The organism is Microtetraspora sp. NBRC 13810, from assembly GCF_030268685.1.
GTDB lineage: Bacteria > Actinomycetota > Actinomycetes > Streptosporangiales > Streptosporangiaceae > BSRQ01.
Map to the genome: position 1 here is coordinate 47,746 of NZ_BSRQ01000016.1, position 20,126 is coordinate 67,871.

At 73.1% G+C, this 20,126-nt stretch carries 19 protein-coding genes; 15 read left to right on the plus strand and 4 right to left on the minus strand.

Annotated elements, in window-relative coordinates:
- Positions 1-4 precede the first annotated feature (4 nt).
- Positions 5-616: a DUF3043 domain-containing protein gene (locus tag QSK26_RS27955; RefSeq protein ID WP_285778255.1), complete on the plus strand. Its 612-nt coding sequence runs from the start codon at positions 5-7 to the stop codon at positions 614-616.
- 32 nt (positions 617-648) lie between these two features.
- On the opposite strand, the gene QSK26_RS27960 is transcribed toward QSK26_RS27955, so the two are convergent.
- Entirely contained in the window at positions 649-1,872 is a 1,224-nt protein-coding gene (locus QSK26_RS27960; RefSeq protein ID WP_285778256.1) for an SMI1/KNR4 family protein, read from the minus strand.
- A 56-nt stretch (positions 1,873-1,928) separates the two neighbouring features.
- Here QSK26_RS27960 and QSK26_RS27965 point away from each other — a divergent pair, with 56 nt between their 5' ends.
- The gene (locus QSK26_RS27965) at positions 1,929-2,930 is read left to right on the plus strand and encodes an aldo/keto reductase family protein (protein ID WP_285778257.1); all 1,002 of its coding nucleotides are present in this window, start codon (positions 1,929-1,931) and stop codon (positions 2,928-2,930) included.
- 103 nt (positions 2,931-3,033) lie between these two features.
- Here the strand turns inward: QSK26_RS27965 and QSK26_RS27970 are convergent, their stop codons facing one another.
- A complete protein-coding gene (locus QSK26_RS27970; RefSeq protein ID WP_285778390.1) occupies positions 3,034-3,240 on the minus strand; it encodes a hypothetical protein in 207 nt (68 codons plus the stop codon).
- Between the two features lie 358 nt (positions 3,241-3,598).
- On the opposite strand from QSK26_RS27970, the gene QSK26_RS27975 reads away from it, so the two are divergent.
- From QSK26_RS27975 to QSK26_RS27985, 3 genes are all read left to right on the plus strand, one after another.
- The gene (locus QSK26_RS27975) at positions 3,599-4,246 is read left to right on the plus strand and encodes an SCO2322 family protein (protein WP_285778258.1); all 648 of its coding nucleotides are present in this window, start codon (positions 3,599-3,601) and stop codon (positions 4,244-4,246) included.
- Between the two features lie 176 nt (positions 4,247-4,422).
- On the plus strand, positions 4,423-5,910 hold the full coding sequence (locus QSK26_RS41905) for a bifunctional adenosylcobinamide kinase/adenosylcobinamide-phosphate guanylyltransferase (protein ID WP_352244407.1): 1,488 nt from the start codon (positions 4,423-4,425) through the stop codon (positions 5,908-5,910).
- Between the two features lie 18 nt (positions 5,911-5,928).
- On the plus strand, positions 5,929-6,759 hold the full coding sequence (locus QSK26_RS27985) for an adenosylcobinamide-GDP ribazoletransferase (RefSeq protein WP_285778259.1): 831 nt from the start codon (positions 5,929-5,931) through the stop codon (positions 6,757-6,759).
- A gap of 85 nt (positions 6,760-6,844) precedes the next feature.
- Here QSK26_RS27985 and QSK26_RS27990 read toward each other — a convergent pair whose 3' ends face one another.
- Positions 6,845-7,192: a GntR family transcriptional regulator gene (locus QSK26_RS27990; protein WP_285778260.1), complete on the minus strand. Its 348-nt coding sequence runs from the start codon at positions 7,190-7,192 to the stop codon at positions 6,845-6,847.
- Positions 7,193-7,290: 98 nt separating this feature from the next.
- Here QSK26_RS27990 and QSK26_RS27995 point away from each other — a divergent pair, with 98 nt between their 5' ends.
- The 10 genes from QSK26_RS27995 to QSK26_RS28040 all read left to right on the plus strand — a co-directional run bounded on the left by QSK26_RS27995 (position 7,291) and on the right by QSK26_RS28040 (position 19,432).
- Complete coding sequence (locus QSK26_RS27995; protein ID WP_285778261.1) at positions 7,291-8,811, plus strand: leucyl aminopeptidase; 1,521 nt, start codon at positions 7,291-7,293, stop codon at positions 8,809-8,811.
- 155 nt (positions 8,812-8,966) lie between these two features.
- Complete coding sequence (lpdA, locus tag QSK26_RS28000; protein ID WP_285778262.1) at positions 8,967-10,346, plus strand: dihydrolipoyl dehydrogenase; 1,380 nt, start codon at positions 8,967-8,969, stop codon at positions 10,344-10,346.
- 40 nt (positions 10,347-10,386) lie between these two features.
- Complete coding sequence (gene sucB / locus QSK26_RS28005; RefSeq protein WP_285778263.1) at positions 10,387-11,832, plus strand: 2-oxoglutarate dehydrogenase, E2 component, dihydrolipoamide succinyltransferase; 1,446 nt, start codon at positions 10,387-10,389, stop codon at positions 11,830-11,832.
- A 100-nt stretch (positions 11,833-11,932) separates the two neighbouring features.
- Positions 11,933-12,835 carry a TIGR01777 family oxidoreductase gene (locus QSK26_RS28010; RefSeq protein WP_285778264.1) on the plus strand — a complete coding sequence of 301 codons (903 nt, stop codon included), beginning with the start codon at positions 11,933-11,935 and terminating at the stop codon, positions 12,833-12,835.
- Between the two features lie 38 nt (positions 12,836-12,873).
- A complete protein-coding gene (locus QSK26_RS28015; RefSeq protein WP_285778265.1) occupies positions 12,874-13,611 on the plus strand; it encodes a Type 1 glutamine amidotransferase-like domain-containing protein in 738 nt (245 codons plus the stop codon).
- An 82-nt stretch (positions 13,612-13,693) separates the two neighbouring features.
- On the plus strand, positions 13,694-14,365 hold the full coding sequence (gene lipB, locus QSK26_RS28020) for a lipoyl(octanoyl) transferase LipB (RefSeq protein WP_285778391.1): 672 nt from the start codon (positions 13,694-13,696) through the stop codon (positions 14,363-14,365).
- A gap of 54 nt (positions 14,366-14,419) precedes the next feature.
- Positions 14,420-15,349 (plus strand): lipoyl synthase, encoded by a 930-nt coding sequence (gene lipA / locus QSK26_RS28025; protein WP_285778266.1) that lies wholly within the window; start codon positions 14,420-14,422, stop codon positions 15,347-15,349.
- Between the two features lie 93 nt (positions 15,350-15,442).
- On the plus strand, positions 15,443-17,875 hold the full coding sequence (locus QSK26_RS28030) for a beta-glucosidase family protein (RefSeq protein WP_285778267.1): 2,433 nt from the start codon (positions 15,443-15,445) through the stop codon (positions 17,873-17,875).
- 59 nt (positions 17,876-17,934) lie between these two features.
- Positions 17,935-18,624, plus strand: a complete 690-nt coding sequence (locus QSK26_RS28035) for a DUF4191 domain-containing protein (RefSeq protein ID WP_285778268.1) — start codon at positions 17,935-17,937, stop codon at positions 18,622-18,624.
- Between the two features lie 10 nt (positions 18,625-18,634).
- Positions 18,635-19,432 (plus strand): class I SAM-dependent methyltransferase, encoded by a 798-nt coding sequence (locus tag QSK26_RS28040; RefSeq protein WP_285778269.1) that lies wholly within the window; start codon positions 18,635-18,637, stop codon positions 19,430-19,432.
- A 46-nt stretch (positions 19,433-19,478) separates the two neighbouring features.
- On the opposite strand, the gene QSK26_RS28045 is transcribed toward QSK26_RS28040, so the two are convergent.
- Positions 19,479-19,940, minus strand: a complete 462-nt coding sequence (locus QSK26_RS28045; RefSeq protein ID WP_285778270.1) for an RDD family protein — start codon at positions 19,938-19,940, stop codon at positions 19,479-19,481.
- Between the last annotated feature and the right edge of the window lie 186 nt (positions 19,941-20,126).

The following is a 20,126-nucleotide window of genomic DNA, read 5'->3' on the forward strand; positions in this document are numbered from 1 at the left end:
CATCGTGTTGCGACGTCGCGCCCAGCAGGCCGTTGAAGACTCCCCCGCCCCCGGCAACGATCCTAAGCCCCAGGGCAAGGGCCGCCCCACTCCGAAGCGCCGTGAGGCCGAGGGGCGCCGGCGCCAGCCGGTGACCGCCCCTGCCACCCGCAAGGAGGCATACCGCCAGCTCCGCGAGCGGCAGAACTCCGAGCGCAACCGCGCCCGCGAGGGCATGCTGCGCGGCGAGGAGCGTTACCTGCCCGCCAGGGACAAGGGGCCGGTGCGCAAGTTCGCCCGTGACTTCGTGGACTCCCGGCGCATCATCAGCCAGTACTTCCTGCCGTTCTCGGTGGCGATCCTGCTGCTGACCTGGCTGCCGTTCCCGCCGGACATGCGCGGCGCGGTCAACACGGTGGTGCTGTTCGTGTTCTGGCCGTTCATGATGGTCGGGGTGCTGTTCAGCTCCGTCTACGTGTCCTGGCGGGTGAAGAAGCTCGCGGGCGAGAAGTACCCGGGCGAGAGCCTCCGCGGCGTCGGCTTCTACGCCGCGATGCGGGCGCTGCAGATCCGCAAGCTGCGCTTCCCGCCCCCGCAGGTCCTCCCCGGCGGCAAGCCCGTCCCGGTCAAGAAGTAGCCCCGTCACCCGCTTCTCCGCCTTCGGCGGCCTCAGCGGGTGTCCCCGGCCGGGCGCCACTTCAACGCGCCGTCCCGCACCACGGGTGCCCGGCCGCCGATCGGCGTGCCCTCCTCCAGCGCGTCCGCCGTCGCCTTCAACATCGCGTACGGCGACCGCCACCTCGCGCCCCCGGCGAAGTACGCCCCGGCGCCCGCGGCGTACTCCCCCACCCGCCCGCCGGCCGAGTCCACCACCAGGACGCCCCCGCCCGCCCTCCCCGCGAACGGTATGAGCCTTCCGTCCCACCCTGCCGCCACGTCTCCCGCCGCCACGTCTCCTGCCGCCACGTCCGGCTGAGGCCGCGCGCCGCCGGGGGCCGCCGGGGCGGAAGCCGTACCGCGCGGGGTCGCGGACCGCGCCGGGTCCCGGTCCCGAGTGCCGGGCGTGGGGACGCCGCAGAGGCGGCGCCAGTCGTCGCGGATCTCGCGGACGCTTCCCGGCCGGGCGCCCCGCACGGTGAAGGCCGCGGCGCCGGCCGTCACGCCGTCGTGGCGCAGCAGCGAGGCCCGCAGGTCGCCGGGGAACCGCACGCCCATCTGCGACTCGGCGAGCGCGATCGTGGCCGCCCTGGCCGGGGGCCGCAGGGTCGCGTACGTCCGCGGCGCCCGCCGGCGCAGCCATCTCTCGATCCGGTCCCACTGCCTGGCCACCGCTTTCGCGGTCCCGCGCCCGACCGGCCGTACCACGCGGGCCCCGGCTCCCGGCTCGCACCCGGCCGTCCCCGCCGCCCGTGCGGCGGCCTCGCCTCCCGCCTCCGCCTGTGGCGCGACCGGTCCGCCGGAGGCCACCCCGCTTCGGGGGGCCGGGCTGCGCGGTGCCGTCGCGTCTTGGGATGGTGCCGGCGGCGTGGTGGTCCCGTGGCCGGGTTCCTCGCCCACGGCGCCCTCCAGGGCGTGCAGTCCCAGGAACATGAGGCAGACGGCGACCGCGACGAGCCCCCAGCGGGTGACCCTGCGCCCTGTGCCGCGCCGCCTCCTCCCCCGCCGCGCGGGCACCGGCGCGGGAGCGGTGCCCCGGGCTTCCGGCGCGGGGCTCCGCGTGGTCGCACCGGCGCGGGCCGGCGGTGCGGGGTCGCGGGGCGGTGCGGGGCTTGGGAGGTGGGCCGGCGGGGTGGCGTCGCGGAGCCGCAGGCCGGCGAGGACGAGCAGGGCGCCGGCGACCGCGAGCACGGCCGGCGCGAGTCGTGGATCCCGATGGGAAGGCAACCGCCGCACGCCGGGCACACTATCCCGAAATCGATCTCCGCTTCAGGACCATTAAGGTCGGACGTATGGAATTCCGCCACCTTGGCCGGAGCGGTCTCAAGGTCAGTGAGATCAGCTACGGCAACTGGATCACCCACGGTTCCCAGGTCGAGGAAGACGCCGCCAGGGAGTGCGTCCAGGCGGCCCTCGACGAGGGCATCACCACCTTCGACACGGCCGACGTCTACGCGGGCACCAAGGCAGAGGAGGTCCTCGGCCGCGCGCTCAAGGGCGTGCGCCGCGAGTCGCTGGAGATCTTCACGAAGGTCTACTGGCCGACCGGCAGCGGCCCGAACGACCGCGGCCTGTCGCGCAAGCACATCTTCGAGTCGATCCACGGCTCGCTGCGCCGCCTGCAGACCGACTACGTCGACCTCTACCAGGCGCACCGGTTCGACTACGAGACGCCGCTGACCGAGACGCTCAAGACGTTCGACGACCTTGTACGGCAGGGCAAGGTGCTCTACGTCGGCGTCAGCGAGTGGACCGCGGACCAGATCGCGCAGGCTCTGAAGATCGCCGACGACATGGGCTTCGACCGTCTCGTCTCGAACCAGCCGCAGTACTCGATGCTGTGGCGGGTGATCGAGAGCGAGGTCGTGCCGCTGTGCGAGAAGGAGGGGCTCGGCCAGGTCGTGTTCTCCCCGATCGCGCAGGGTGTGCTCACCGGCAAGTACCTGCCCGGTCAGCCGCCGCCGGCCGACTCGCGGGCGACCGACCCGTCCGGTTCCGGGTTCATCAGCCGGTACCTGGACAACGAGGACCTGCTGACCAGGGTCCAGAACCTCAAGCCGATCGCGGACGACCTCGGGCTCAGCATGGCGCAGCTCGCGGTGGCCTGGGTCCTGCAGAACCCCAACGTCTCCTCGGCGATCGTCGGGGCGACCCGTCCCGCCCAGGTGCGGGACAACGTCAAGGCGAGCGGGGTCAAGCTCGACGCCGAGGTCATGAGCAAGATCGATGACGTGATCGGCGCGGCGGTGCAGCGCGACCCGTCGCTGACGGTGAGCCCTCAGCCGCGCCCGTAGCCCCCGCCACACGCCCGGCCCCACCGGTCACGCGAACGGCGAAAGACCCCTCGAATTCCTTTTCGGCCCAGGAGTTCGAGGGGTCTTTTCTGTTCACTCGGAATCACTCCGCGCGCAATGACATTCCGGCGTATTCGACGCGGTCCTCCTCCAGCAGGTCTACCTTTTCCACGCCGTTCTCCAGCAGGTCACGCCAGTTCTCACCCAGCCACGACTCGGCATCCGCCTGGCTGGGAAACAGCTCACGAGGCAATGGCCCATCGGTTACCTCACCACCATTTGCGTTTTCATAACGCCAGCGCCATGTCATGCCATACGCTCCTTTTCCCGGGTTCGTCAGACGCACCCTCAATCGCTCTGCGAACCCTATCCCGATCAGTCGGGAAGTCCCGAGACACCGAGCGTTCCCGAGCATGGAGGCCATCATGCTGCCCACGCGCACCTCGGCCGGAAACCATTCCGTCACGATCCCGTTTTCCCCCACCGGCCACGCCCCCGCGAACCGGCCACCGGTCATGCCGGTCACCACCCTGCCCGTCACGACACCGACCGGGCCGCCCATCCCTTCGCAAAGCGGGCTGTCCGTCACGTCATCGGGCGGGCAGCCCATCCCTTCCCGGGCCCGGCCGTCCGTCACCTCGCGGGGCGGGCTGATCGTCACCTTGCTGGTGGGGTTGCTCGTCACGTTGCTGGCGGGGCTGTTTTTCGCGTCGCCCGCGCGGGCCGAGCCGCTGCCCGGTGCGCCGGACCCGGACGCGCCGCGCGCCTGGAGCTTCTGGCAGAGCGACGGCACCGCCTGGCTCACGGCGCCCGAGGCCGCCGCGGAGACCACCCCGGCGGACGGCGCCACCGTCGGCTGGCGGTTCGCCGCCAGCCCCGACCAGGTCGCCGCCGAGGCGCCGGGCGGCGACATCCCCGTCTTCGAGCAGCTCTGCAAAGATGTGCCCGCCGCCGAGGGGGAGAAGCGGGTCGTGGTGGCCGTCGACTTCGGAGACGCCGAGGCCGACGCCTACCCGGGCGAGACCCCGCCGTCGGACACCCCCGTCGTCCGGTGCGTCTCGGCCGGCGAGCCGGCTACCGCCCTGCAACTCCTCGCCTCGATGACCAAGGCGGGCGTGGACGCCACCGGCCGCGTCGCCACCGTGCAGGGCTACCCGGCCAGGGCCGCCGGGGACGACGTCCGCGAGGCAGCCGCACCGGTCGCCACCGAGGAGGCCGGCGGCCTGCCCCTCCCGCTGATCGCCGGCGGCGCGGCCCTCCTCATCCTCCTCGCCATCACCATCCTCCTCCTCACCCGCCGCCGAAGCACCGTCTAATCCCCCAACCACCATCCAAGCCGCTCCCGCCGGGTGCCCGACCACCATCCAAGCCGCTTCCGCGCCCCCACCCTCCTCGCCCGGGAGCCGCCGTCGTGCGACCGGTCGTGTTGGGGCATCCGTGTTCGTCTCGGGCACCCGTGTTCGGGGTCGGTGGGCGGCCGTACGCTGGCGCGGTGGAAATCGTGTTCCGGGGGACGGGCGGGGTACGCGGGTGGCCGGAGGCGGGGTGCCCGTGCGCCTCGTGCGGGCGGCTGCCCGCCGGGCACCGTCGGCCGCTGGAGATCGTCGTCGACGGCGTCCTGCGCCTCCCGCCGACCGGCCCCCCACCCCCCGGCTACCGGGCCCAGGACACCCCGCACGGCCTGGAGATCACCGGCCCCGGCGGAGACCGGCTCCTCTACACCCTCCCTCCCTTCTGCGCCCTCCCTCCTTTCGCCACTACCTCTGACACCGTTTCCCCTGACACCGGGGAAGGCCCCTCCCCGGAACACGCGGAAGACGGCCCCCATCACGTCGTGGACGGCGCCCATCACGCGGGAGGCGGGGTTCATCACGTCGTGGACCGCCCTCGGGACGCGGGACGCGGGGTCCATCACCCGGGGGGCGGCCCCTATGACGTCGTCCTCGTCGGCATGCGCCCGGAGACGCTCGGCACGCTGAGGCGCGACGGCCTCGCAGGGGCCGGTACGCGGGTGGTGGCGGTCGGGTTCGGCCACACGCTGCCCTCGGAGGCGGAGGCGGCGCGGCGGCTGGCGTTGTGGGGCGTGCAGGGCGCCACCGACGGAATGACGCTGACGGCCGGTACGCCGCAGCAGTTCGCCGAACGACTTCCCAGCACGAAGAACATAGAGGCTCCCGGCACGGAGAACCTGAAGACGGCCGAGCGGCTGCCCTATACGGATAGCGCAAAGGCCGCCGAATGGCCCTCCCACGAGGCCGGACACCTCTCCGGCGCGGAAGGGTCCGAGGTGGCCGAGCGGCTCAACGTGGAAGGGGCTGAAGAGGCCGAGCGGCTCCGGCATGCCGAGGTGGGTTGGGGGCCGGGGGGTAAGGGGCGGGTGTTGGTGGTGGGGGGGTCGCGTTCGGGGAAGTCGGCGGAGGCTGAGTTGCGGCTGGCGGCGGAGCCGTACGTGACCTATGTCGCTACCGGGCCTTCCGGCGGGGACGATCCCGACTGGCGGGAACGGGTGCGCCTGCACCGGGAGCGCCGCCCGCGCCACTGGGACACCGTGGAGACCACCGGCCTGGCCGCCCTCCTGGACACCGCGACCGGCCCCCTCCTCATCGACGGGATCGGCACGTGGCTGGCCGCCGTGTTCGACGAGTGCGGCGCCTGGGAGGCGAGCGGCGACGCGGCACCGGAGGCGAGCGGCGACGCAGCGCGGGAGGCGGGCAGCGGAGGGGCGCGGGAGGCGGGCGGGGACGGTACGCGGGGGGTGGCGGCGGTGGCGGGGCGGTGTGACGAGTTGGTGGCGGCGTGGCGGCGGTGCCGGGTGCGGCTCGTCGCGGTGTCCGACGAGGTGGGGCTGGGCGTGGTGCCGGCCACGCGGAGCGGGCGGCTGTTCAGGGACGCGCTGGGACGGCTCAACCAGCGGCTGGCGGCCGAGTCGGAGGACGCGGTGCTGGTGGTGGCCGGGCGGGTGATCCCGCTGCCGGTCTGACCGCTAGCATCACCGCCCATGTCCGCATCACAGGGCCTGAGGCTGGCCGTGAGCACGCTGAGCGTGTTCCCCGCGCACGTGTCCGGGTTCGACCGGCGGACGGCGGGGGCGGCCATGGCGTTCGCGCCGCTCGTGGGGGTGCTGCTCGGCGGGATCGCCGCGATGGTGCTGGCGGGGGCGCAGTGGGCGGCCGGGCCGGGGCCGCTGGCGTGTGTGCTGGCCGTCGGGGCGCTGGCCGTGCTCACCAGGGGCCTGCACCTGGACGGGCTGGCCGACCTCGCGGACGGGTTCGGCAGCGCCAGGCCCGCGGACGCCGCCCTGGAGATCATGCGGCGCTCCGACATCGGGCCCTTCGGCGTGGCGACGCTGATCCTGACGATCCTGCTCCAGGTCACCGCCCTCGCCGGGCTCGGCGGGGACGCCCCGCTCGCCCTCGCCGCCGCGTGCGTGACGGGACGGCTGGCACTGACCTGGGCGTGCCGCGAGGGCGTGCCCCCGGCCCGGCCGCAGGGCCTCGGCGCGGCGGTCGCGGGCACCGTGGGCCGCGGCACCGCCCTGGCCGTCACCGCCGCCGTGCTGACCGCCGCGGCGCTCGCCGGCCTCATCGGCCTCACCACCCCCGGCGCGCCCGGCGGCCAGTCCGCTGCCGACGGCCAACTGCCCCTCGCGCTCGGTGGCGTCGGGCAGGTTGCCGTGTTGCCGTTGGCGGTGCTGGCGGGGCTGGGGGCGGCCTGGTGGCTGCGGCGGCGTGCCGTACGCAGGCTCGGGGGCGTCACCGGCGACGTGCTCGGCGCCCTCGTGGAGACCGCCACGACCGCCGCCCTGGTGACCTGCGCGGTCCTCCTCTGACGCGGCCCCTCCTCCTCTGACGCGGCCCCTCCTCCTCTGACGCGGTCCTGCCCTGACGCGGTCCTGCCCTGACAAGGACTCAGGGCTACGGCAGGTCTCTGATGATCACGAGGAGGTCCTCGCGGCTGTAGCCGAGGCGCAGGGCCTCGTTCAGGAGGTCGCGGGCGCGCTCGGTGAGCGTGGCGCGGGCGCTCTGGCCGCCCAGCACGGTCACGCCTCGGCCGCGGCGGAACTCCAGCAGGCCCTCGTCCCGCAGGTCGCGCAGGGCGCGCAGGACGGTGTTGGGGTTGATGCCGAGCACCGCCGCGATGTCGCGGGCGGGCGGCAGCCGGTCGCCCGCCGCGTAGGCGCCCTCGGCGATGGCCCGTCTGATCGCCCCGGCGACCTGTTCGTGCAACGGGCGGCGATCCTGGAGATCCAAGGTCAGCAACATGATGCTACTGACACTAGCACCATTTGACCGGACAGCGCAGATGAAGTTAACGCGAATAGCATCATCCAGCACGTGATACGTAGGACGAACCCGCGTTTATGACTACACCGCGAGCAGGGCTAGCATCGGCTGACGTGACGACTGTGCGGCTCGACTCCACTGCCCCTGCCTCGATCGACACCGATGCCCTGATCATCGGCATCCACAGCGGCCCCGACGGCCCCCGCCCGGCCTCGGGCGCCGAAGGGCTGGACGAGGCCCTAGGCGGGAAGCTCGCCGCCACCCTCGGCGCGCTCGGCGTCAAGGGCAAGCCGGGCGAGATCGCGAAGTTCCCGACGTTCGGCGCGCTGCCCGCGCCCGTCGTCGTGGCGGTCGGCCTCGGGGACGCCCCGGCCGGCGACCTCGACCCGGAGACGCTGCGGCGGGCCGCCGGCGCGGCCGTGCGCGCGCTCGCCGGCACCGCCAGGGCCGCGGTCGCCCTGCCGGCCGGCACCGGCGGCGAGACGGGAGCGGTGGCCGTCGGCGCGCTGCTCGGCGCCTACGACTTCACCCGCTACCGCACCAACGGCGACCGGCCCGCGCCGGTGGCCGAGCTCACCGTGCTGAGCGGCGCGGAGGGCGGCGCCGAGGCGCTCGCCCGGGCCGAGGTCCTCGCCGCGTCGGTGACGCTCGTGCGCGACCTGGTCAACACTCCCCCGTCGGACCTGTGGCCCGCCCGCTTCGCCGAGATCGCCGAGGAGACCGGCACCGAGGCCGGCCTGTCGGTCGAGGTGCTCGACGAGAAGGCGCTGCGCGAGGGCGGCTACGGCGGCATCGTGGCCGTCGGGCAGGGCTCGGCCAGGCCGCCGCGGCTGGTCCGCCTCGCCTACAGCCACCCCGAGGCGGACAAGACGCTCGCCTTCGTCGGCAAGGGCATCACGTTCGACTCCGGCGGCCTGTCGCTCAAGCCGGCCGCCGCGATGGACTGGATGAAGTCCGACATGGGCGGCGCGGGCGCGGTCTTCGGCGCGCTGCTGGCCATCGCCCGGCTGGGCCTGAAGGTCAACGCCGTCGGTTACCTGTGCCTCGCCGAGAACATGCCGAGCGGCACCGCCCAGCGCCCGTCGGACGTGTTCACCAGCTACAGCGGCAAGACCGTCGAGGTCCTGGACACCGACGCCGAGGGCCGCCTGGTGCTGATCGACGGCATCGGCCGCGCCCTCGAGGACGCGCCCGACGTGATCGTGGACGTCGCGACGCTCACCGGCGCGCAGATCGTCGCGCTCGGCTGGCGTACGGCGGGCGTGATGTCCAACGACGACGCGCTCCGCGACGAGGTCGTACGGGCCGCCGCCGACCAGGGTGAGGCCGCCTGGGGGATGCCGCTTCCCGAGGAACTGCGCAAGGGGCTCGACTCGGCCGTCGCCGACATCGCCAACCTGCAGCCGGAGCGGTGGGGCAGCATGCTCGCGGCGGGCATCTTCCTCAAGGAGTTCGTGCCCGACGGGACCCGCTGGGCGCACATCGACATGGCCGGCCCCGGCTTCAACAAGGGCGAGGCGCACGGCTACACCCCGAAGGGCGGCACGGGCGCCATCACCCGGACGCTCGTCGGGCTCGCCGAGCGTTATGCACGTTGACCCCTGGCCGGGTCGGGGGCGTGCGGGGCGATGCGCCCCGCACGCCCCGCCGAGTGGCGCGGACAAGGGGCGCGCACAAGTGAAAAGATGCGGTTGTCGAGGCCGCGCCACCGGCCCGGCCTCGGCGGCATTCCAATCCGACAAGGAGCTTTCCTGTGGCTGAAGGCAGCGGCCCCTACGACATCGTCGTCCTGGGTGGCGGCAGCGGCGGCTACGCCTGCGCTCTGCGGGCGGCCGAGCTGGGCAAGAAGGTCGCGCTGATCGAGAAGGACAAGATCGGCGGCACGTGCCTGCACCGGGGGTGCATCCCCACCAAGACGTTCCTGCACGCGGCCGAGGTCGCCGACGAGACCCGCGAGGCGGCGAGCGTCGGCGTGAAGGCGACTTTCGAGGGCATCGACATCGCCGGGGTGCACGCCTTCCGGGACAAGATCGTCACGAGGGCCTGGAAGGGCGTCCAGGGCCTGCTCAAGAGCCGTGGCGTCACCCTCGTCGAGGGTGAGGGCCGGTTGGCCGGCCCCGGCAGGGTGACCGTCGGCTCCGACGTCTACGAGGGCCGGAACATCGTCCTCGCCACCGGTTCGGCCCCCAGGTCGCTGCCCGGCCTGGAGATCGACGGCGAGCGGGTCATCACCAGCGACCACGCGCTCCGGCTGGAGCGGGTGCCGTCCTCCGTGGTCGTGCTCGGCGGCGGCGTGATCGGCGTCGAGTTCGCCAGCGTGTGGCGCTCCTTCGGCGCCGAGGTCACCATCGTCGAGGCGCTGCCGCACCTGCTCCCGCTGGAGGAGGAGTCCAGCTCCAAGATGCTGGAGCGGGCCTTCCGCCGGCGCGGCATCAAGTACGAGCTGGGCGTGCGCTTCGAGAGCGTCAAGACCTCCGACGAGGGCGTGGTCGTCACGCTGGAGGGCGGCAAGACGCTCGACGCCGAGATCCTGCTCGTCGCGGTGGGCCGCGGCGCGGTCTCGGCCGGCCTGGGCTACGAGGAGGCGGGCGTCACGGTCGAGCGCGGCACCGTCGTCGTCGACGAGTACTGCCGGACCAGCGTGCCCGGTGTCTACGCGGTGGGCGACCTCATCCCGACGCTCCAGCTGGCCCACGCCGGCTTCGCCGAGGGCATCCTGGTCGCCGAGCACATCGCCGGGCTCGCCCCGATGCCGATCGACTACGACGGCGTGCCCCGGATCACCTACTCCGACCCCGAGGTCGCCTCCGTCGGCATCACCTCGGCGGTGGCGCAGCAGCGCGGCATCGAGACCGTCGAGCTCACCTACGACCTCGCGGGCAACCCCAAGAGCCAGATCCTGCAGACCCAGGGATCAGTGAAGATCATCTCCCAGAAGGACGGCCCCGTCCTGGGAGTGCACATGGTCGGCCGCCGGATAGGCGAGCTGGTGACCGAGGGCCAGCTCCTCTACAACTGGGAGGCCCTGCCCTCCGAGGTGGCGCAACTCATCCACGCGCACCCCACGCAGTCAGAGGCGGTCGGTGAGGCGATGCTCGCCCTGGCCGGCAAGCCGCTTCACGTGCACAACTAAATGAAGCCCTCGAAATAGGAAACGCGAGAGAAGACACAAAATGCCGGTCTCCGTAACGATGCCCCAGCTCGGTGAGAGCGTAACCGAGGGCACGGTCACCCGATGGCTGAAGAAGGAAGGCGAGCGCGTCGAAGCCGACGAGCCGCTTCTCGAGGTGTCCACCGACAAGGTGGACACCGAGATCCCGTCGCCCACCGGCGGCGTGCTCACCAAGATCGTCGTCGCTGAGGACGAGACGGTCGAGGTCGGCGCCGAGCTGGCCGTGATCGACCAGAACGGCGCCGCCGCCGAGGCCGCCGCGCCGCAGGCCGCGCCCGAGCCCGCCCCGGCCGCGCCCGCCTCCTCGATCCCGCAGCCGGCCCCGGCGCCCGCCCCGGCTCCGGAGCCCGCTCCCGCGCCGGCCTACGCTCCGCCGCCGCAGCCGCCGGCCCCCGCGCCCGCTCCGGCTCCGGCTGCGGCGCCCGCCCCGGCGCAGCAGCAGGCGACCCCGCTGCCCTCCTCCGGGGAGAGCCCCTACGTCACGCCGCTGGTGCGCAAGCTCGCCGGCGAGCACGGCGTCAACCTTGACTCGCTGACCGGCACCGGCGTCGGCGGCCGCATCCGCAAGCAGGACGTCCTGGAGGCCGCCCGCCTCCAGCGCGAGCAGGCCGCCGCCGCCCAGGCCGCTCCGGCTCCGGCGCCGGCCGCGGCTCCGGCCCAGGCCGCGCCCGCCGCCGCCCAGGCCGCCGAGCCCGAGCCGGTCAAGGTGGACACCACGCTGCGCGGCCGTACCGAGAAGATGTCGCGGCTGCGCCAGACCATCGCCAAGCGCACGGTGGAGTCGCTGCAGACCAGCGCCCAGCTCACGACGGTGGTCGAGGTCGACGTGACCAGGATCGCCCGGCTGCGCGACCGCGCCAAGGAGGACTTCCACCGCCGCGAGGGCGTCCGGCTGTCGTTCCTGCCGTTCTTCGCGCTGGCCGCCGTCGAGGCGCTCAAGCAGCACCCGAAGCTCAACGCCGTGATCAACAGCGAGACCAACGAGGTCACCTACCACGACGCCGAGCACCTCGGCATCGCAGTGGACGCGGAGAAGGGCCTGGCCGCGGTCACGGTCCGCGACGCGGGCGACCTCAACATCGCCGGTCTGGCCCGGAAGATCGCCGACCTGGCCGACCGGTTCCGCGCCAACAAGGTGAGCCCGGACGAGCTGGCCGGCGCCACCTTCACGCTGACCAACACCGGCAGCCGGGGCGCGCTGTTCGACACGCCGATCCTGTTCCAGCCGCAGGTGGGCATGCTCGGCACCGGCGTGGTCGTCAAGCGGCCGGTCGTCGTCGAGGACCCGGACCTCGGCGAGGTGATCGCGGTGCGCTCGATGGTCTACCTCGCGCTCACCTACGACCACCGTCTGATCGACGGCGCCGACGCGGCCCGCTTCCTCACCACGATCAAGCGCCGGCTCGAGGAAGGCCGGTTCGAGAACCAGCTCGGCCTCAACGGCTGAGGTCTCCGTCCCACCGGGGCCGGTCGGCGCGTTCGGCGCCGACCGGCCCCGCGGCGTTGCCGTCCGGGACACGCGGGGCCCGGTGGCGTACGTTGAGGTCATGACGATCATCGTGACGGGCGCTTCGGGGCTGCTCGGCTCCGCCCTGGTCAAGGCGTTGGGCACGGACGGGCGGCGGGTGGTCCGGCTGGTACGGCGGGCGCCGCGGGGCGCGGACGAGTCGTCGTGGGACCCGCGGGGCGGCGAGCTGGACCCGGCCGTGCTGGAGGGCGCGGAGGCGGTGGTGCACCTGGCCGGGGCGAGCATCGGCGACCGGCGGTGGACCGCCACCTACAAGAACGAGCTGGTGCGCAGCCGGGTCGAGGGCACGCGGCTGCTGGCGGCCACGCTCGCCGGCCTCGACCGCCCGCCCGGGATGCTGCTGTCCGCGTCCGGGATCCACTTCTACGGCGACACGGGCGACCGGGTGGTGGACGAGTCGGCCGCCAAGGGCACGGGCTTCCTGTCCGATATGGTGGAGCGCTGGGAGGGCGAGACGGAGCCCGCCGCGCGGGCCGGGCTGAGGGTGACGCACCTGCGCACCTCGATGGTGCTGAGCACCGAGGGCGGCCCGCTGGGCCGGATGCTGCCGATCTTCCGCACCGGGCTGGGCGCGCCGCTGGGCTCCGGGCGGCAATATTGGTCGTGGATCTCCATTGACGACTGGGTGGGAGCCGTCCACCATATTCTCGACAATCCCCACGAAACCGAGTTCACTGGAGCGGTCAACCTCACATCCCCCACCCCTGTGACCAACTCGGAGTTCACCACAACCCTCGGCAGGGCCATACGACGCCCGGTGATGCCGCTCGCCGTGCCCCGGGTGACCTTGCGCGTCGCCCTGGGGGAATTCGCGGATGAGGGTATTCTCACCGGGCCGCGGGCGATTCCCCACAAACTTGAGGAAACCGGCTATCGGTTCCGGCATAACGGGCTCGAAGCCGCGCTCGCCGCTTTACTGTAGGTTGGCTGCCCTGTCATGACCTTTTCTGGAGATGCCATATGAGCAGGACCGGCCAGTCCCATATCCTCGCCATCGGCGGCGGTTCCTTCCGCCTCTCCGAGCGCCACGGAAACCTGGAGGCCAGCGCGCTGCTGCGCTACGCGCTCGACCTCACCGGCCAGGACCGCCCCAAGCTCGGCCTGCTGGGGACCGCGGTCGGCGACCACCCGGACTGGCTGCTGAAGATGTACGGCGCCTTCGGCGCGTTCGACGTCGAGTTGAGCCACCTCACGCTCTTCCCGATGCCCAACGTGCCCGACCCCCGCGAGTGGATGCTGGAGCAGGACGTCATCTACGTCAGCGGCGGCAGCGTGGCCAACCTCGCCGTGCTGTGGCGGCTGCACGGGCTGGACGAGGCGTTCGCCGAGGCGTGGCGGGCCGGGGTGGTGATGTCCGGGCAGAGCGCGGGCGCCCTGTGCTGGCACGTCGGCGGCAACACCGACTCCTTCGGCCCGAAGCTGCGCACCTGGTCCGACGGGCTCGGCCTGCTGCCCTACTCCTGCGGCGTGCACTACAACTCCGAGGAGCAGCGGCGGACCCTCCTGCACGAGGCGATCGCCGCCGGCGAGCTGCCCACCGGTTACGCCGCGGACGAGGGGGTGGCCCTGCACTACGTGGGCACCGACTTCATCCAGGCGGTGAGCGTCGACCCCAAGGGCTACGCCTACAAGGTCGAGCACGACGGCGACGGCGGCGTCAAGGAGGTCCGCATCGAGCCCCGGTTGCTCACGACGTGAGTACCCTTATTCCGTGAGGGAACGACACAATCGTCGCACTGGCCCCATCGTCGAGCATCCCCCGTCCCCCGGCGCCGGTTCGCTGGCGATCGTCCGGCTGGGCGTCGACGTCCCTTACGAGCAGGCATGGGCCCTGCAGCGACGGATCCACGCCCTGCGCGCGGAGGACGCCGCCCCCGACAGCTGCCTGATGCTGGAGCACGCCCCGGTCTACACCGCGGGCCGGCGCACCGCCCCGGACGAGCGTCCGGCGGACGGCACGCCGGTCGTGGACGTGGACCGCGGCGGCCGCATCACCTGGCACGGGCCGGGCCAGCTCGTCGGCTACCCGATCGTCAGGCTGGCCCCGGCCAACGACCTGGAGTCCTACGTCCGGCTGCTGGAGTCGGTCATGATCCAGGTGTGCGCCGACTTCGGCGTGCCGGCCGGCCGGGTGGCGGACCGGTGGGGCGTGTGGGCGCTCGGCGACCCCGCGCCCGGCCGTCCCGACCGGATGCTGGGCGCGATCGGCATCCGCGTATCGCGCGGCGTGACGATGCACGGCTTCTCGCTCAACTGCGCCAACGACCCGAGCTGGTATGACCGGATCGTCCCGTGCGGGGTGGTCGGCGCCGGGATCTCGTCCCTGTCCCAGGAGACCGGCCGCAGGATCGTCGTGGACGAGGTCATGCCGTACGCGGAGAAGCGGCTCGCCGAGGCGCTCGGCGCGGAGCCGTACGACCTGCACGAAGAGGACCTCGTCCGGCCCAGGTGAGCGGCCCGGCGAGGGCGGTCGGATCCGTCGCGGAGGGGGACGTAAGCTGGGGACGTGACCGTAGCTCCAGAAGGCCGTAAGCTCCTCCGTTTGGAGGTTCGCAACAGCCAGACCCCCATTGAGCGCAAGCCGCCGTGGATCAAGACCAAGTTCAGGGCCGGCCCCGAATACACCGAGCTGAAGACGCTGGTGCGCGGTGAAGGGCTGCACACGGTCTGCGAAGAGGCCGGCTGTCCCAACATCTACGAGTGCTGGGAAGACCGCGAGGCCACCTTCCTCATCGGCGGCGACCAGTGCACCCGGCGCTGCGACTTCTGCCAGATCGACACCGGCAAGCCCGCCGAGTACGACCGCGACGAGCCGCGCAGGGTCGCCGAGTCCGTCCAGCGCATGGGCCTGAAGTACGCGACCGTCACCGGCGTGGCCCGCGACGACCTGCCCGACGGCGGCTCCTGGCTCTACGCCGAGACCGCCAGGCTGATCCACGCGGCGGTGCCCGGCTGCGGCGTCGAGCTGCTCGTGCCCGACTTCAACGGCGACCGCGGCCAGCTTGAGGAGGTCTTCTCCAGCAAGCCGGAGGTGTTCGCGCACAACATCGAGACCGTGCCGCGGATCTTCAAGCGGATCCGCCCGGCGTTCCGCTACGAGCGGTCGCTCCAGGTGATCACGATGGCCAGGGAGGCCGGCCTGGTCACCAAGTCGAACCTCATCCTCGGCATGGGCGAGGAGCGCGAGGAGGTTTTGCAGGCCATGCGCGACCTGCACGCGGCGGGCTGCGACCTGCTCACCGTCACCCAGTATCTGCGGCCCACGCCGCGCCACCACCCGGTGGAGCGGTGGGTCAAGCCGGAGGAGTTCGTCGAGCTGCGCGAGGAGGCCGAGGCGATCGGCTTCGCGGGCGTGCTCTCCGGTCCGCTGGTGCGTTCCTCCTACCGGGCCGGCCGCCTCTACCAGCAGGCCATCGAGGCGCGGCAGACCGCCTGAGTGGGCGTAGCGCGGCCCTGTGTCCCGGGGCCGCGCCCACCGGTGATCGCGAACCCTACCGGCCGTTCCGCCGACTGCGACAGACTGTCCCCCATGGATCTCGAGCGATTGATCAAAGGGCTCGACCTCGCCACCAAGATCAGCTTGGTGACGGGGGCGGACATGTGGTCCCTGCCCGCCGCGCCCGAGATCGGCCTGCGGCGGCTGGTGATGAGCGACGGGCCCATCGGCGTCCGGGGCGAGCAGTGGGACCCGGGCGACCCCTCGATCGCGCTGCCGAGCCCGACCGCGCTCGCCGCCACCTGGGACACCGCGCTGGTCCGCCGGGCCGGCCTGCTCCTCGCCCAGGAGGCCCGCCGCAAAGGCGTGCACATGCTCCTCGCGCCGACGCTCAACCTGCACCGCAGCCCGCTCGGCGGGCGGCACTTCGAGTGCTTCTCCGAAGACCCCTTCCTGACCGGCGAGATCGGCGCCGCCTACGCCGGGGGCGTGCAGGCGGGCGGCGTGGCCGCCACCGCGAAGCACTTCGTCGCCAACGACTCCGAGACCGACCGCTTCACCGCCGACATCCGGGCCGACGAGCGGACACTGCGCGAGCTCTACCTCGCCCCCTTCGAACGGCTGGCCGCGGCCGGCGTGTGGGCCGTGATGGCCGCCTACAACTCGGTGAACGGCACCACGATGACCGAGCACTCCGCACTGCTGAACGACGTGCTCAAGGACGAATGGGGCTTCGACGGCCTCGTCGTCTCCGACTGGACCGCCACCCGCGACACCGAGCGCTCGGCCCTCGGCGGCCTGGACGCCGCCATGCCCGGCCCGCGCAACCCGTGGGGCGACCGGCTCGCCGAGGCCGTGCGCGACGGCCGGGTGCCGGAGGAGGTCGTGGACGACAAGGTGCGCCGCGTCCTGCGCCTGGCCCAGCGCGCCGGCGCCCTGGGCGAACCGGTGCCACCCGCCGTTTCCTCCGCTGTGCCCCCCGCACGGCCGATCGACGGGAGGGTGCTGGCCAGGGAGGCGGCCGCCCGGTCGTTCGTCCTGCTCGCCGACGAGCGCGGGCTGCTGCCGCTGGCCGGGGTGCGCAGCCTCGCGCTGGTCGGCTCCGCCGCCGCCGACGCCAAGGCGATGGGCGGCGGCAGCGCCCAGGTCTTCCCCGCCCACGTCGTCTCGCCGCTGGAGGCGCTGAGCCGCCGCGAGGGCCTCGACATCCGTTACGCCCTCGGCGCCGACCCCCGGGTACGGCTGGCGCCGCTGGCCGTCCCCACCACGGCCCGCTTCCTCGACGCCGGGGGCGACGTGCTGGCCGAGCACCCGCTGCCCGCCGCACAGGCGCACTGGGTCGCCGCGCTCCCGCCGGACGTCGACGCCGCCGCGCTCGCCGCCGTCGAACTGCGCGCCACCCTCACCCCGGCCGTCTCCGGCGGCCACGAGCTCGGCGTGACCGGCACCGGCGCCTTCGCGCTCAGCGTGGACGGGCACACCGTGCTGGAGAAGTCGATCTACCCCGACACCTCCGACCTCGCCTCCCTGCTCCTCGCCCCCGGCGAGCGCCGCATCGTCGTGGAGCTGACCGCCGGCGTGCCCGTCGAACTGGCCGTCCGGCACACCACCGGCGCCTTCCACGGGCTGCCGCGCATCGCCTTCTCCCTCGGCCACGCCGACCCGCCGCCGGACGAGGAGGCCCTGCTGGCCGAGGCCGAACGGGTCGCGGCCAGCGCCGACGTCGCGGTCGTCGTCGTCTCGACCACCATGGAGGTGGAGAGCGAGGGCTTCGACCGGCAGAACCTCGCGCTGCCCGGCCGGCAGGACGAGCTCGTCACCCGGGTCGCCGCCGCCAACCCGCGCACCATCGTCGTCCTCAACACCGGCTCCCCGGTGGAGATGCCGTGGCTGGACCGGGTCGCCGCGGTGCTGCTCACCTGGTTCCCGGGGCAGGAGGGCGGCGACGCGCTGGCCGACGTGCTGTTCGGCGACGCCGAACCGGGCGGGCGGCTGCCCACCACGTGGCCGGTCACGGCGGCGGACTGCCCCGTCCTGGACGTCACCCCCGCCGACGGGGCGCTGTCCTACGACGAGGGCGTCTTCATCGGATACCGCGGCTGGGAACGGCTCGGCCGTACGCCCGCGTTCTGGTTCGGGCACGGGCTGGGCTACACCACCTGGTCCTACGACGAGATCGCGGCCGAGGGACGGACGGTCACCGTCGCCGTCACCAACACCGGCGCCCGGCCCGGCCGCGAGGTCGTCCAGCTCTACCTGTCCCCCGACTCCCCCGACTCCCCCGACTCCCCCGCGTCCCCGGGCTCCCCGGGCTCCGCCGGGGTGGAGCGGCCGGCGCGGTGGCTCGCGGCCTTCGACACGGTGGACGCCGGACCCGGGCAGACCGTGCTCGTCACGCTGGTCCTCCCCGAGCGTGCCTTCCAGATCTGGACGGACGACGGCTGGCGGACCGTGCCCGGCGCCTACCGGGTGCACGCGGCGCGCGGCCTCGGCGACGAGCGGCTCACCGCCTCGCTGACCGTCTGAAGGTCATCGAAGAGGTCACGTTTTCATTTAACGACCTCAGCGTTTGTATCCTTCATTACATGGCGAAGAAGCCCGACACCGCGACCCCTGAGCGCCCGGGGCGCATCAAGCAGCTCCGGATGATCGCCCAGATCATCAAACAGGCCAATCCCAAGGGCATGCCGATCGTCTACGCGTCCGTGCTGGGCACGTTCGTCGTCTGCGTCGTGATCGGTCTGGTCACCGGCTGGATCTGGTACGCCCTGCTCATCGGGCTCATGCTCGCGGTGACCGTGGGCCTGGTCGTCTTCGGCCAGCTCGCCCAGCGCGCTCAGTACTCCATGCTGCACGGCCAGCTCGGCGCCGCCGCCGCGATCCTGGACGGCATGCGCGGCAACTGGGACGTCACGCCCGCCGTGGCGGTCAACCGCGACCAGGACGTCGTGCACCGGGTCGTCGGCTACCCGGGCATCGTGCTGGTGTCCGAGGGGCCGGGCAGCCGGGTGCAGAAGATGCTCCTGGCCGAGAAGAAGCGGGTCCAGCGCGTCGCCATCGACGTGCCGGTCTACGACGTGCAGTGCGGCGACGCCGACAACCAAATCCCGCTCGCCAAGCTCCAGCGGCACCTGATGAAGCTGCCGCGCAACCTGAAGAAGCCCGCGGTGGCCGAGGTGAAGTACCGGCTGCGCGCGCTGCCGCAGACGCTGCCGGTGCCCAAGGGGCCGGTCCCGCGCGGCGCGCGGATGCCCCGCGGCCCCAAGATGCGCTGACGGCGGCCCGGTGACGCTCTCCGGGGTGGGACGCCGCGAGGTCGGCTCCGCGGGCACGAGCCGCGCCAACCGCGGCTGGTGGGACTCCGCCGCCGACGAGTACCAGGCGGAGCACGGCGCGTTCCTGCGCGACGTGGGATTCGTCTGGTGCCCGGAAGGGCTGGACGAGGCTGAGGCGCGGCTGCTCGGCGAGGTGGCCGGGCGGCGGGTGCTGGAGGTGGGCTGCGGGGCGGGCCAGTGCGGGCGGTGGCTCGTCGCCCGCGGGGCCCGGGTCGTGGGCTTCGACCTGTCCTTCCGGCAGTTGCGCCACTCCCAGCGGATCGACCTCGACTCGGGCGTCGCACTGCCCGCCGTACAGGCCGACGCGGAGCGGCTGCCGTTCAGCGACGGCGCCTTCGACCTGGCCTGCTCGGCCTACGGCGCGATGCCGTTCGTCGCGGACGCGGGCGCGGTGCTGGCCGAGGTCCACCGGGTGCTGCGACCCGGCGGGCGCTTCGCCTTCTCGGTCAGCCATCCGATCCGGTGGGCCTTCCCCGACGACCCGGGACCGCGCGGGCTGACCGCCGACCGGTCCTACTTCGACCGCTCCCCCTACGTCGAGCTGGACGACGAGGGCGAGCCCGGTTATGTCGAGCACCATCGCACCCTGGGCGACTGGGTGGCGCTGATCAGCGGCTCCGGCCTGGTGCTGCGGTCCCTGGTCGAGCCCGAGTGGCCGGCCGGGCACGACCGCCCGTGGGGCGGCTGGAGCCCGCTGCGCGGCCGTCACCTGCCGGGCACCGCCGTCTTCGTCTGCGACCGGCCCTGACCTGCGTCCGGCCCGGTCCCTCTCCGGACGCCCGGTCCCGAATCGGTCAGGCGCGGACGACGACCGTGCCGGAGGCGCGGTCGTGCAGGCCGCGCTGGTCGCGGTCCCAGATCAGGGCGGGCACCGCGAGGCACAGCAAGAAGGTGCGCGCCAGCACGGCGGTGAACACCGGCCGCCCGCCGTCCAGCGACGCGACCCTGATGTTCGTCAGCCGCATCCCGAACGTCATGCCGATCGTGCCCACCAGCAGCACGTATTCCGCGGCGAGCACGCCCAGGCTGACCCAGTTGGCGTCCACCGGATCGACCCCGAGCAGCCCCCTGGTGATGGCCCAGGTGCAGATCAGCCAGTCGATGACGATCGCGCCGATCCTGCGGGCCCAGCCGGCGACCGCGCCGCTGCCCTCCCTGGGCAGCCCGAGCCGCTCCCCCGGATAGCCGAGGTCCGCCCCCGCGGCCCGGGTACCGCCCAACCAGGTCTGCGTCCACCGCGGCTGCCTGCTGCTCATACCCGTAACGGTATCCGCCCGGTACGGCGGTGCCGTTACGTGACCTGAATCGTGACTTTTCTCCAGCGGTCCGGCACGCCATGATGATCTCTCACCCCCTGACCGAGCCCCGCCTGGAGACCCGACGTGCCCCCCGCCGACCCCGACGACCTCGACGCGCGACGCGCCTGATCACCCATCGCGTCG